Here is a 12,363-nt window from a genome sequence, read left to right on the forward strand (position 1 = left end):
GCACTTCAGTAGCCCGGATACGGCGGATAGTGCTGGGGCACAGCCGCATCTGGCCTCGCGTCGAGCCAGGCCGTCGTCGAGGGCAGCAAGGCCAGCACGAGCGTCGCGATGGGAAAGATGAGTCCCAAGAACGTGAAGAAGCCGCCACCCAAACCGACGTGGCTGGTCGACATGGCCGCGGCTGCGCCGAGGCTGAGCAAGCTGCTCAGGATGGCCAGCGCGCAGGCGCTGACCACGAGCCAGCGGCCGAGCATCTTTCGTTGGAACAGCATCACCGCACCGGTGGCGATCATCAGGCCGAAGACGAAGTTGAACAGGATCCCGACGATCAGCAGTGCGTATACGCCGCCGGACAGATCGGCCTCGGTGCTGCCCACGGCCAGGCCGATGGCCCCGAGCACGCCGCCGACCAAGCCTGCCACCCCGCCAAGGGCGGCGAGTACGGCGGCGGTGATTGCGGTGCCACCACTGGGTTCACCGGTCGGCATCAGGTAGGGCTGCGGCGGGTAGCCGCCTGATGGGGGATACCCCGGAAAGCCTTGTTGCCCGAAGCCCTGTTGTGGAAAGCCCTCTTGCGGATGGCCGGGTGGAGGGTAGCCGGGCTGCTGCGGGTAGGGAGGCTGCTGTTGGTAGCCGGGCTGTTGCGGTTGACCGGGTTGCCCAGGGAACCCCTGGCCGTAGGGCCCGTTCGGATAGTTCACACATCCCCCTCGACTCCAGAACCAAGGAGCTCACCCTATACCGATTTCGCAGATCAGGGCGGTTTCGGGTAGCCTGGGCCGGTTGCCGACGCAGGCGACCCTCCTGCCACGGAATCCGCCGTGGCCGCACACGACCAGAGGAGGTGATGAGGTTCTAATGCGTCCATACGAAATCATGGTCATTCTCGACCCCACACTTGACGAGCGCACCGTAGCTCCGTCGTTGGAGACGTTCCTGAACGTCGTCCGCAAGGATGGCGGTTCTGTCGACAAGGTCGACATCTGGGGCCGCCGCCGGCTGGCCTACGAGATCGCCAAGCACGCCGAGGGCATCTACGCCGTCGTCGATGTCAAGGCGGAACCGGCCACCGTGTCCGAGCTCGACCGTCAGCTCAACCTGAACGAGTCGGTGCTGCGGACCAAGGTGATGCGGACCGACAAGCACTAAAGGCCGTCAGTCGTCGGCGCGGCTACGTAGGCTTCGCGCAAACGGACATGCCTATCCCAGGAGGATCTCGTGGCTGGTGACACCACCATCACAGTTGTCGGAAACCTGACCGCCGACCCGGAGTTGCGTTTCACTCCGTCCGGCGCGGCTGTCGCCAACTTCACTGTTGCGTCGACACCGCGGATGTTCGACCGCCAGAGCGGCGAATGGAAGGACGGGGAAGCGCTGTTCCTGCGGTGCAACATCTGGCGTGAGGCCGCCGAGAACGTGGCCGAGAGCCTGGTTCGAGGTTCGCGGGTGATCGTCACCGGCCGGCTCAAGCAGCGCTCCTTCGAAACCCGCGAGGGCGAGAAGCGCACTGTGGTCGAGGTCGAGGTCGACGAGATCGGTCCGTCACTGCGCTACGCCACGGCCAAGGTCAACAAGGCCAGCCGTAGCGGCGGCAGTAGTGGTGGCGGCTTCGGTGGTGGGGGCGGCGGAGGTTCGCGCCCGGCCGAGCCCAAGGACGATCCGTGGGGCAGTGCACCGGCGTCGGGTTCCTTCAGCGGGGCCGACGAAGAGCCGCCGTTCTGATCAACAACGAAAATTTTTGCAAGGAAGAGATAACCAATGGCCAAGTCCACAAAGCGACGGCCGGCACCGGAAAAGCCGGTCAAGACTCGTAAGTGCGTGTTCTGCTCCAAGAAGGGTAAGGGGCAGGTCATCGACTACAAGGACACTGCGCTGCTGCGCACCTACATCAGCGAGCGCGGCAAGATCCGTGCCCGTCGGGTGACCGGCAACTGCGTCCAGCACCAGCGCGATGTCGCCATCGCCGTGAAGAACGCCCGCGAGGTAGCTCTGCTGCCCTTCGGCTCGTCGACGCGGTAGGGGAGACCATCATGAAGCTGATTCTCACCGCTGAGGTGGAGCACCTGGGTGTCGCCGGCGACGTCGTCGAGGTCAAGGACGGCTACGGCCGTAACTACCTGCTGCCCCGCGGGCTGGCCATCGTGGCCTCCCGCGGTGCCGAGCGCCAGGCCGACGAGATCCGCCGGGCCCGCGAGGCCAAGACGATCCGCGGCGTGGAGCACGCCAACGAGCTCAAGACCGCGCTCGAGGGTCTGGGCGAGGTGTCGCTGCCGGTGCATGCCGCCGCTGACACCGGCAAGCTGTTCGGTTCGGTGACTGCAGCCGACGTCGTGTCCGTGATCAAGAAGGCCGGTGGCCCGAACTTGGACAAGCGCACCGTGCAGCTGCCCAAGGCGCACATCAAGTCCGTCGGCACGCATCCGGTCACTGTGAAGCTGCACACCGGGGTGGAAGCCAAGGTGTCGCTCAACGTCGTCGCGGAATAGCACCGTCGCGGAATAGCGCTCTGGCGGAATAAGCCCGTCACGGAGTATTCCCGTAGCGGACTGACTCCGCCGGCAGTCAATCGCCCGGGTGGGGACCTGCAGAGGTCTCCACCCGGGCGTTGCTGTATCTCTGGCGAACAGGTTGCGCGAAACTCTGGACAGCGAAGCTAACCGGGTGTTTACCGAGTTGGTCCCTGCGCGCAACACAACACGCCCGGGACGGCAACCCGGCACGACACGCCGAACAACTTCCCATGCACAATTACTCACCGCCCATGTGACACCCTGACCTGGGAAAACAACAGATCGCCAGGGATTGATCCCCAGGTTCTCCCCAGGGGGTCAACACTGTGACCGACACCTATCCCCATGCCATCCACAGGTTGATCAACAGGGGTGGTTTCGGGCGGCGCCAGCAACGTCTACCGTGATGCGTCGCAGTGCCGTCAGAAGATTTGTCGGCAGCCTGTTCTACAGTTGCAGTACCTATTCGAATACACGTTCGAGCCTGTCGTGGGGCGGTCTCGGAAGGGGGTGGGGAGTCCGTGGCGGTGGTGGACGACCTGGGGCATCCGGATGCCGAGATGGATGGCCCTCCGCCTGGAGAGGATTTCGGTAGGCAGCCGCCGCAGGACATGGCGGCCGAGCAAGCTGTGCTGGGCGGCATGCTGCTGAGCAAGGACGCGATCGCCGACGTGCTGGAGCGGCTGCGTCCCGGCGACTTCTACCGCCCGGCCCACCAGAACGTCTACGACGCGATCCTCGACCTCTACGGCCGCGGCGAACCGGCCGACGCCGTCACCGTGGCCGCCGAGCTCGACCGCCGCGGGCTGCTGCGTCGTATCGGCGGCGCGCCGTATCTCCACACGTTGATCTCCACCGTGCCGACGGCGGCCAACGCCGGTTTCTACGCCGCCATCGTGGCCGACAAGGCACTGCTGCGCCGGCTCGTGGAGGCGGGCACCCGAGTGGTCCAGTACGGCTACGCCGGGGCCGACGGTGCCGACGTCACCGATGTGGTGGACCGGGCGCAGGCCGAGATCTACGACGTCACCGAGCGCCGCGCCTCGGAGGACTTCGTCCCGCTCGAAGACCTGCTGCAGCCCACGATGGACGAGATCGACGCGATCGCGTCGCAGGGCGGCATCTCACGCGGTGTGCCCACCGGGTTCACCGAGCTCGACGAGATCACCAACGGCCTGCACGCCGGGCAGATGATCATCATCGCGGCGCGGCCTGGTGTCGGCAAAAGCACACTGGGACTTGACTTTATGCGGTCCTGCTCCATCAAGCACCGGATGGCCAGCGTCATCTTCTCGCTGGAAATGAGCAAATCCGAGATCGTCATGCGGTTGCTCTCGGCCGAGGCGAAAATCAAACTGGGAGACATGCGTTCGGGTCGCATGAGCGATGACGACTGGACCAAGCTGGCGCGGCGGATGAGCGAGATCAGCGAGGCGCCGCTCTACATCGACGACTCACCGAACCTGACCATGATGGAGATCCGGGCCAAGGGACGTCGGCTCGCCCAAAAAGCGGATTTGAAGCTCGTGGTCGTCGATTACATGCAGCTGATGAGTTCGGGCAAGAAATATGAATCACGGCAGCAAGAAGTTTCGGATTTTTCGCGTAGCCTCAAATTGATGGCAAAAGAATTAAATGTTCCAGTAGTTGCAATTAGTCAACTTAACCGTGGGCCGGAGCAACGGACCGATAAGCGTCCGCAGGTCTCTGACCTGCGTGAGTCGGGCTCGCTCGAGCAGGATGCGGATATGGTGATGCTATTACACCGCCCCGACGCAATTGATCGTGAAGACCCACGTGGTGGTGAAGCGGACATTATTCTCGGTAAACACCGAAATGGCCCGACAGCGAATATCACGGTGGCGCACCAATTGCATTTCTCGCGATTTACCAATATGGCGCGATAGAACGACGACCCCGATACGCACTTACTGGAAGTTGTAACTGCAAATAGAAGCAATGGGCGTGCGTCCGCTCTCCCCAGTCTTCTCGTGGTAGCAGTAGGCATCCTAAGCCGTTTAGCCGCAGGCAATTTCGACGATCGGAGGTGTCAGTCCTCAGCAGTATCGTCGGGCCATGACAGCAACCGAAGATGTAGGCGGCTTTCTCTCGGCCGCTGAAGTCAGTGACGCACTGGCCAAACCTCCTGGTGTGACAGACTCAACGCAGCTGCGTGTTCTGCGTGCCGACAACGGTTTTGACACCCCGCTTGCTCGTCTGGCATCTCACTCAGGCAGGCCCGTGCTGCTGTGGTCGGTAGATTCCCACCTGCGTCTCACACAACGACCGTTGACGATTCAGATCTCTGTAGGCGAGCGGGACGTGTACTCCCTGAGGCTTGCTTCCGGGCGGTGTCTGGAATTGGCGTCGAACCACAGCGTGCGCAAACTGGAGGGCTGGACGTCTGTTCCCGAGTTGGACGTCGGCAGTCGAGTCGCTGTAGTACGCCGGGTAGATGAGCCAGTGCAGACCGACCGCATGCACAACCAAGAGTTGATCATGCTGGCGCACATGATCGGTGACGGATCCTGCGTCCGGCGCCAACCGGTCCGCTACGCCTCGATTGACGAGGCAAATCTTGACGCTGTGACCACCGCGGCTTTGCACTTCGGGGTTACCGCGATCCGTGACGAGTATGCCGCAGCGCGTGTGACGACGCTGCGCCTCCCCGCGCCGTACCGTCTGACGCATGGCAAACGCAACCCTATCGCCGAATGGCTGGACGGCCTAGGCCTGTTTGGCTTGCGGAGCTATGAGAAGTTCGTTCCAGCAAAGGTTTTCGCGGCCCCTAACGACCAGGTGGCGCTATTCCTGCGCCATCTGTGGGCGACCGATGGATCTGTCCGATGGGATGCGAAGACAGCGCAGGGCAGGGTCTACTACGCGTCGACGAGCCGACGGTTGATCGACGACGTGATGCAACTTCTTCTGCGAATGGGCGTACAGGGCAGAATCACTGAGACCCAGAAAGCGAGCTACCGCGCTTGCTGGCATCTCACCATCGACCGCGGCGAGAACCAATTGGCGTTCCTCACGGATGTCGGCGTGCATGGTGAGCGCGGAATCAAGGCCCAGGAGGTTGTTGCGCGTCTTGCTGGACGCGATCGCCGTCCGGGCACTGACACGATTCCTATTCAGATCTGGGAGCATGTCAAAGCGTTGATGGTCGAGCGCAACTGGTCTGCGATGGATTTTGCCCTCGCGACCAACACCAGGTTCGACGGTCCGCTGATGTGGACGCACGCGCCAGGTCGCGCACGGATGCAACGCATTGCCAACGTTTTCGGCGATCCACTGTTGCACGACCTCGCCACCAACGACATTGTCTGGGACAAGGTGGTCAGTCTCGAACACGTGGGTTACCAGGAACGCGTCGATTTCGGTCGCGGGGTCGCCGGCCCATTAGTCGTTGGCGGTTTACTGGTCGAGCCACAGAGCTAGCGGCCACTCAGCCTAGGTAAATGTGATGCCTGACCGGGGTGCCGAAGCATTGTTTCGCCCGCCGCCGAGCACCTCTGCGGTAGCTCACCAGCTCCACTTCTCGAGATTCGCGACGTGATCGGGTGTTATCGGCGAGATCAGCAGCAAAAATCCTCGCTCGCTTTTCTTCCCACGCCGCCGCCAGCAACTGCAGGATCTCAACCCGGCTCTGGCGACACGGATCAGTTGTCGGGGGCCGGGGGCATGCTTGGTCGCAACCACAGCAGAAAGGTGCGGCTGATGTGCTGGCAGTGCGAGAACCCAAATGCCCCCATCGAGGATTATCTGGATGAACTGAGGGGCATGATCGAGGACCACGGCTGGGCGGTGCAGTTCGTCGAAAGCGAGAACCGCCCGTTCGCATACACGGTCGGATTACATGACCGCGGCCTCCCGGAACTGTTGATCACCGGCTTGCCGCCTGACGTCTCCACCCGTGTGTTGAATTCCCTCGCGCACATGATCGTCGACGACGGCATAGTCCTGGGGCCGGCCATGCACATCGATTACCAAGACCGGTTCCTCATCGAGGTTGTCGAGGTCGAGAATCCCGACGTGCATCTGAAGTTCGCGATCGGGCTTTTCGGCCCTCAGGTTCGGGCCCTCCAACTGGTGTGGGCCGACGACCGTGGCCGCTGGCCTTGGGATTTCGACTGGGATAATGGTCGCCGTTGGCAAGCGGTGCTGGGCATCCGATCTACATGAATGGATTGTAGGGCTTGATCTTTGATCGACGCGCCGAAGGTATGACACAAAAAATCGGGTCGATACGGACAGAGCTCAACGGTGAGCTTCGGGTAGATCTCGATAGGGTGAGATCTCATGTCTCAGCGCCATGAAGCCGCCGCTCCGTCCAACCCAGTCCCGACAACGGCCGCCTTGATCGGTGCGTGGCGGACCGAGGGCGAGGTCTTCGGCGAGGATGGTCGAAGCGTGGCGGCCACGGTGGTCGGAAGCGACGTATACGAGGAGCTCGGGCCGACTGTCGTGCACCACGTCGATGTGGAGATCGGCGGCGAACGCACACGTGCTCTGGAGATCTTCGAGCCCTACGACGCCGAGCTCGGCGGCTTTCCGACGAGATCCTATGACGACCGCGGTGGCGTCGAGACCTCGACTGCTGTCGTGCAGGACGGCTTGTGGACCTTCCACGCCGGCCCCGCCAGCGCGACGCTCGAGGTGGCTGAAGACGGTCGATCGATGCATGCGCGCTGGGAGGTGACCGACGCAGAGGGCCGCCGGCGGACCTGGATGGAATTGCGGTTCACCCGCCAGCAGGTAACGGACGTTTAGGCGCTTGATCGTCCGCTCGCGGATCGACTGCCAGGTCGGCGGCGCCGGCGGGCATGGTCAGCGCTCGGGATGCCACCCGCGGCGAGGTTCGGCCCGGTGAACTGCTGACCGGACAACCCGGCCTCGACAGTGGGGTTCACCCGATCCGATTCGGCCAGCAGCCCCTCGGCCGAATCCTGTTGTCGTTCAGTGAGGTGTCGAGCTGTCCACTTTTCGCCGCCCACGCCGTCGAGGCGGCCGGACGCTGCATCGGCCGCTCCACCGACCAGGTGCGCCAGCAGATCGTGCACGGTCCATCCGGGTGTCGCTGGGACCGGTGTCGTCAGCTGAGATTCGCCAAGACCGGCCGCGACGGCGACGATGAGCAAGCGCGCGCCCCGATATGACTTGTCAAGCATGGGTTTTCGTCCTCAAGCGCAATCTGGGAGTTGGCGGCGGCACAGCGTTGCGGAGATGATGCCCGGCTACCCTCGCGAGCAGGCGGGGCTCGAGGAGCCGTTGCGGCGGGTCGACCATGTTGACGATCCGGACCAGGCGTTCGGTGACAACGATGTCGTCGGCGGCCTCGAGAATCTTGCGGCGGCCCCACTGGAAGGCTCGGCGGCGGGCCCTGGCCTTCGCACTTCGGTCGGATGCGTATCCGGGCGGCAGGTTGGTAGCCCACACCGGCGCGACCAGATGCGCCAGTGATCGGTAAAATCGTTGTGAGTCAACACTTCCCTGACCGCGGAGATATGTGCGGAGCACCTGGACATGCCGCGCAGCCATGGTGATCCCCTGACCGTGGATGGGATCCAGGCAGCACAGCGCGTCGCCGATGACGAGCAGGCCGTCGGGGTGGCGGGTGCAGCGGTCATAGCGATGCCACATGCCGCCGGGGTAGTGGTAGACCGCGACATCTGACATTGCCGTGGCCCGGCGAAGTATCGGATGGATGTGCGCTGGCACGAATTTCTCGGCCAGGGTGAGCATGTCGGCCAACGTGGTAGGTGGCGTCGGGTGTTGGTCTGCGTGCGCAGCGATGGTCAACGTCCAGATTCCATGTTCGCCGGCGGCCAGCCCACCGCGGCCGGCGCCGCCGCGCGGAATGACCAGAATCAGGCGTTCGGCGAACTCGTCGTGATCGGGGATGGCGATCTGTTGGCTGTAGTACACGCCGCGTACGGTGAATGACTGCTGCGGTGGCTGCTCATAGCCGAGTTGTCGCAGGAGCAATGGGGTGCGCGTGGCCCGTCCGGTGGCATCGATCACCAGGTCGGCTTCAAGCGTGTGCACCGCGGCGGTCCGCCGGTCGGTGATGGTGACACCGGTAATGCGATCCGGTTGGCCGGCGACCAGTTCGCCCACGTCGTGACCGTCTTTGATGGTGACGTTGGGCAGGGCGGTGACCCTGCGGCGCAGTGCACATTCCAGTAGCGGTCGGGTTCCCAGGTAGGTGGCGAGCGCGGCTGGGTCTGCTACCGGGTCGGTGCGGTTGAAGGTGTACGGGCCGGTTTGGATGTGCATCCGCGCACCGATGCGGGCGTCGTCGAGGACGAGGCCCCCGGCGGTGATCACATCGTCGATGAGGCCAGGTGCCAGATCCTCGATGATCTGCCAGCCGCGCGAGAGCAGGTTGTGCAGGTGAGGCCCCTGCGGTACGCCGCGGCGCTGGGATGGGCTGTCGCACAGTCGGTCTCGTTCAACAATCGTGACGTCGTGGCCGGCATCGGCGAGCGCGGTTGCCGCCAACAATCCGGCAATGCCTGCGCCGAGGACTACAGAGTGGTCAGTCATGTCGTGCACGCCTCCCCTGCGTGTCGAACTGAGTGATGACGCCGACGCTTACATGAAATTAAGAAAAATAAGGATAAAGTAAGATAACTCTAAGGCTGAGCCCGTTGAAAGGGGGACTGGTGAACGGACCAGATATCGGAGGGGACGTGGCCGATGGGGCGGCCGCCAGCGGAGTGGCCGGTCAGGTGGTGCTGGTTACCGGCGCCTCTCGCGGAATCGGTGCCGAGGTGGCACGGATACTCGGTTCGTCCGGCTGCCACGTATTGGTCAATTACCGTGAGAAAGCTGCGCGGGCGAACAACGTGGTTAAGGAGATTCGCGCTGCTGGGGGACGAGCATCGTCTGCGGCCGCCAACATCTGCGACGAAGCAGCAGTCGAGGTGCTGCTGGCTGATGTCAGTGAGCGGTTCGGCAGACTCGATGTGTTGGTACTCAACGCTTCTGGAGGCCTGGAGCGCGGAGCAGATTCCGGTTACGCGATGCGCCTCAACCGGGATGCCCAACTGCGTCTGGCCACGCTGGCCCGCCCGCTCATGCCGCCGGGGTCCCGAATTGTGTTTGTCACCAGTCATCAAGCGCACTTTTACCCGGCCAGACAGGTGCCCGAGGCGTACGGACCCATTGCGGAAAGTAAACGTGCCGGCGAAGACGCGCTGCTCGCCTCGAGATCTGCGCTGGCTGCTCGCGGAATCACCCTCAGGGTCGTATCTGGCGACATGATCGACGGGACCATCATTGTCCGCCTGCTGCAACGGCGCGACCCGGCCGCCGTAGCGGCTCGCCGCAGCCGGGCGGCACTGCCGACGGTTGAGGAATTCGCCACTGCAGTCGCCCGAGCGGCATTGGATCCCGATCACCCCGACACCACGTACGTCGGCGGCGCGGATTATCTGGTCTCGGACGCAACCCGCAGGCTCGGGAATCCGAACTGAGCGTCGACCCGCGGCGAAGCAGCCCTCAGAAGAGGATCAGGCCCAGCACCAACAACACCAGCACGATCACGGCGAGAACCAACGCGACGGCTGCCGCCCGGTTGTTCTTCGCCCAGATCCGCGCCGACGGCACGGTCAGGTAGATATGCGGTTCCGCGCTGACCATCAACCCTCCTGATATTGCGTTTGCCCTGGATGGCAATCGTATGCGGATATGGTCAGCGACCATATCCTGGGGCCGTTGCGCGGGGCGCTCAGCTGGGCCCGGCCGCCAGATCGTCATCGAGCAGGCTGCGTTTGATGATCTTTCCCGTGGTGGTGCGCGGCAGCCTGTCGACGAAGGTAACGTCGCGGGGAATCGAGAAGCGGCTCAGCCGGTTTCGGATGTAGTTCTTGATCATCTCTTCGTCCAGCGAGGCACCTTCGGCGCGGACCACGAACGCGGCGAGGCGTTGTCCGAATACCGGATCGGGAACGCCGATCACCGCCACGTCGGACACCTGCGGCAAGAGTGCCAGGGCTTCCTCGACGGGGCGTGGAAACACGTTCTCACCGCCGGAGATGATCATTTCGTCGTCGCGCCCGGCGACGAACAGCCGCCCACCGGCGTCGAGGTATCCCACGTCACCGGTGTCCATCAGCTGGTCCTTGATGGCAGGTGACGCAGCGTTGGTGTAACCGTCGAACAACATGTCGTTGCCGACGAAAATCCGCCCCACCCCACCGATGGGCAGGGGATCGCCCGCGTGATCGAGTATCGCCACCCGGGTACCCAGCGGTGGCCGGCCGGCCGTTGTCGGGGCCGCGCGCAGGTCCGTCGGGTCGGCGACGGTCGCCCACGACACCTCGGTGGAGCCGTAGAAGTTGTACAGCACGTCGCCGAAGGTGTCCATGAACTTGATGACGGCGGCGCCGGGGATCGGTGACCCACTGCTGGCGACCACCCGCAGCGAGGAGGTGTCGTATCGGTTGATCACCGCGGCGGGTAGCTCAAGGATCCGCTGTAACATCACCGGAACGGCGACCAAGACGGAACATCGATGCTGTGCAATGGTTTTCAGACACTCCTCGGCGTCGAACCGTTCCATCAGCACCACGGTTGCGCGCAGCGGAGCGCTCACCTGAAGGGCGGCCAGGCCCCACGCGTGAAACAGTGGCGCGGGGATCAGCATCACCTCGTCGCGACGCAGGGGCATCCGCGACAACATGGCGGCGATGGTGCCGAAGCCGGTCGGTGTGGGCCGCCGTGCCCCTTTCGGTGTGCCGGTGGTCCCGGAGGTGAGCACCACCAGTCGGCCCGGTCGTTTGGGAGGTGTGAGTGGACCGCTGTCGATACCTGATGAGATCAGGTCCTCGATCGAGCGCCGTTGCGGCACAGTGGCTGTGGGACGCGTCGAGATGCGCGGTATCTGGGCGGGAAGATAGCGCACCTGGGGTTCGAACTCGTCGTCGACGAACAGGGCGTCGACACCGTGTTGCTTGATGATCTGTTCGATCGGGTGGGCGGCCAAGCCGGTGTTGAGCAGCACCAGGTCGGCGCCGAGCTTGCTGACGGCCACCATGCACTCCACCATCGCCGAATGATTGCGCGCGAGGATCGCGAACTTGCTGTCCGCGGTGAAGCCGACGGTGGCCAGGCCGGAGGCGATGTGCGTGGTGCGTTCGGCGACGTCGGCGTAGGTGGACTGACCGTGGCTGTCGATCAGCGCGATGTTGCGGGGTGACCGGGCGGCCGCGGCGGTGAGGCCGCCGGCGAGGGTGAATCCCCACTTGGCCAGGGAATTGAGCTGACGCAGGCCGCGATCCGGTCGGGATGCCCGCACCACACCGCTGACCACCATGGTCTTGAGGATGCTGAGTTGCAGGGAACGCATGTCGCCCTTGTTGACCAGGACTGACGTTTGCTTGCCGGCCAGATACTCGGCAATGCGCTGCAGGCCGTCTCGGATCCAGTTCTCGACGGCACTGTCATCGGTTTTCGCCAGGTCAGGGTGGAGCAACCCGACCGAGAAGGTCGTCACCGCGATCCGGGTGTCGTCCGCTGTGGGGCTCAGCCGGATTGACACACAGCAGTCGGGCACCTGGACGGACTGCAGCAGCATTTCCCTCCCCGCGCGGCGAACCGTCAGGTGCATCTCCTGCACGACAACGGCGCCACGGGGGGTGATGAAACGAACCTGATACTGCTGGGTTTGGCCAGAGGTCAGCTCACACGAACCAAGCCCGCGGAAGAAGCGGGGGTACCGGTCGGGTGACTGCAGGACGTTCCAGATATCCGGACATGAGTGATTCAGCACCACGGCGAAATCGATCACGTCGCGCACCACGATGGTCCTGTCGGGTCGACTCTGGAGTTAACTGAGTGACCACAT

Annotated in this window: 14 protein-coding genes; 9 read left to right on the plus strand and 5 right to left on the minus strand. The window is 63.7% G+C overall.

The genetic code is table 11. From position 1 onward, the window contains the following. Window positions 1-5: 5 nt before the first annotated feature. Window positions 6-701 (minus strand): hypothetical protein, encoded by a 696-nt coding sequence (locus tag FR943_RS04070; protein WP_217155057.1) that lies wholly within the window; start codon window positions 699-701, stop codon window positions 6-8. Between the two features lie 157 nt (window positions 702-858). Here FR943_RS04070 and rpsF point away from each other — a divergent pair, with 157 nt between their 5' ends. The 8 genes from rpsF to FR943_RS04110 all read left to right on the plus strand — a co-directional run bounded on the left by rpsF (window position 859) and on the right by FR943_RS04110 (window position 7,283). Then, entirely contained in the window at window positions 859-1,149 is a 291-nt protein-coding gene (gene rpsF, locus FR943_RS04075) for a 30S ribosomal protein S6 (protein WP_003884149.1), read from the plus strand. A gap of 69 nt (window positions 1,150-1,218) precedes the next feature. After that, window positions 1,219-1,722 (plus strand): single-stranded DNA-binding protein, encoded by a 504-nt coding sequence (locus FR943_RS04080; protein ID WP_217155058.1) that lies wholly within the window; start codon window positions 1,219-1,221, stop codon window positions 1,720-1,722. A gap of 36 nt (window positions 1,723-1,758) precedes the next feature. Continuing rightward, window positions 1,759-2,019, plus strand: coding sequence for a 30S ribosomal protein S18 (gene rpsR, locus FR943_RS04085; RefSeq protein ID WP_003884147.1), 261 nt, complete (start codon window positions 1,759-1,761; stop codon window positions 2,017-2,019). 11 nt (window positions 2,020-2,030) lie between these two features. Beyond that, a complete protein-coding gene (rplI, locus tag FR943_RS04090; protein ID WP_217155059.1) occupies window positions 2,031-2,486 on the plus strand; it encodes a 50S ribosomal protein L9 in 456 nt (151 codons plus the stop codon). A 545-nt stretch (window positions 2,487-3,031) separates the two neighbouring features. Continuing rightward, window positions 3,032-4,417, plus strand: a complete 1,386-nt coding sequence (gene dnaB, locus FR943_RS04095; RefSeq protein WP_217155061.1) for a replicative DNA helicase — start codon at window positions 3,032-3,034, stop codon at window positions 4,415-4,417. A 169-nt stretch (window positions 4,418-4,586) separates the two neighbouring features. Next, the gene (locus FR943_RS04100; protein WP_217155062.1) at window positions 4,587-5,951 is read left to right on the plus strand and encodes an LAGLIDADG family homing endonuclease; all 1,365 of its coding nucleotides are present in this window, start codon (window positions 4,587-4,589) and stop codon (window positions 5,949-5,951) included. A gap of 114 nt (window positions 5,952-6,065) precedes the next feature. Next, window positions 6,066-6,695, plus strand: a complete 630-nt coding sequence (locus FR943_RS26725) for a DUF4262 domain-containing protein (protein ID WP_308170450.1) — start codon at window positions 6,066-6,068, stop codon at window positions 6,693-6,695. A 117-nt stretch (window positions 6,696-6,812) separates the two neighbouring features. Next, window positions 6,813-7,283 (plus strand): hypothetical protein, encoded by a 471-nt coding sequence (locus FR943_RS04110; RefSeq protein WP_217155064.1) that lies wholly within the window; start codon window positions 6,813-6,815, stop codon window positions 7,281-7,283. On the opposite strand, the gene FR943_RS04115 is transcribed toward FR943_RS04110, so the two are convergent. Continuing rightward, a complete protein-coding gene (locus FR943_RS04115) occupies window positions 7,280-7,681 on the minus strand; it encodes a maleylpyruvate isomerase N-terminal domain-containing protein (protein WP_217155065.1) in 402 nt (133 codons plus the stop codon). The two genes, FR943_RS04110 and FR943_RS04115, sit on opposite strands and share 4 nt — an antisense overlap. Continuing rightward, window positions 7,674-9,059 carry an FAD-dependent oxidoreductase gene (locus tag FR943_RS04120; protein WP_217155066.1) on the minus strand — a complete coding sequence of 462 codons (1,386 nt, stop codon included), beginning with the start codon at window positions 9,057-9,059 and terminating at the stop codon, window positions 7,674-7,676. Before FR943_RS04120 ends, FR943_RS04115 begins: the two co-directional genes overlap by 8 nt. 146 nt (window positions 9,060-9,205) lie before the next feature. On the opposite strand from FR943_RS04120, the gene FR943_RS04125 reads away from it, so the two are divergent. After that, window positions 9,206-9,991, plus strand: a complete 786-nt coding sequence (locus tag FR943_RS04125) for an SDR family oxidoreductase (RefSeq protein WP_308170451.1) — start codon at window positions 9,206-9,208, stop codon at window positions 9,989-9,991. A gap of 25 nt (window positions 9,992-10,016) precedes the next feature. Here the strand turns inward: FR943_RS04125 and FR943_RS04130 are convergent, their stop codons facing one another. After that, complete coding sequence (locus tag FR943_RS04130) at window positions 10,017-10,157, minus strand: hypothetical protein (RefSeq protein WP_217155068.1); 141 nt, start codon at window positions 10,155-10,157, stop codon at window positions 10,017-10,019. An 88-nt stretch (window positions 10,158-10,245) separates the two neighbouring features. Beyond that, complete coding sequence (locus tag FR943_RS04135) at window positions 10,246-12,318, minus strand: AMP-binding protein (protein WP_372448072.1); 2,073 nt, start codon at window positions 12,316-12,318, stop codon at window positions 10,246-10,248. Window positions 12,319-12,363: the final 45 nt, after the last annotated feature.

Origin of the sequence: [Mycobacterium] fortunisiensis, assembly GCF_019050325.1 — a bacterium.
Taxonomy (GTDB): Bacteria; Actinomycetota; Actinomycetes; order Mycobacteriales; family Mycobacteriaceae; genus Mycobacterium; species Mycobacterium fortunisiensis.

Bases quoted from the DNA above. Each gene is read 5' to 3' on its own strand.
- rpsF (WP_003884149.1), top strand. From the start codon at position 859: ATGCGTCCATACGAAATCATGGTCATTCTCGACCCCACACTTGACGAG.
- rpsR (WP_003884147.1), top strand. From the start codon at position 1,759: ATGGCCAAGTCCACAAAGCGACGGCCGGCACCGGAAAAGCCGGTCAAG.
- rplI (WP_217155059.1), top strand. From the start codon at position 2,031: ATGAAGCTGATTCTCACCGCTGAGGTGGAGCACCTGGGTGTCGCCGGC.
- FR943_RS04100 (WP_217155062.1), top strand. From the start codon at position 4,587: ATGACAGCAACCGAAGATGTAGGCGGCTTTCTCTCGGCCGCTGAAGTC.
- FR943_RS04110 (WP_217155064.1), top strand. From the start codon at position 6,813: ATGTCTCAGCGCCATGAAGCCGCCGCTCCGTCCAACCCAGTCCCGACA.
- FR943_RS04115 (WP_217155065.1), bottom strand. From the start codon at position 7,681: ATGCTTGACAAGTCATATCGGGGCGCGCGCTTGCTCATCGTCGCCGTC.
- FR943_RS04120 (WP_217155066.1), bottom strand. From the start codon at position 9,059: ATGACTGACCACTCTGTAGTCCTCGGCGCAGGCATTGCCGGATTGTTG.
- FR943_RS04130 (WP_217155068.1), bottom strand. From the start codon at position 10,157: ATGGTCAGCGCGGAACCGCATATCTACCTGACCGTGCCGTCGGCGCGG.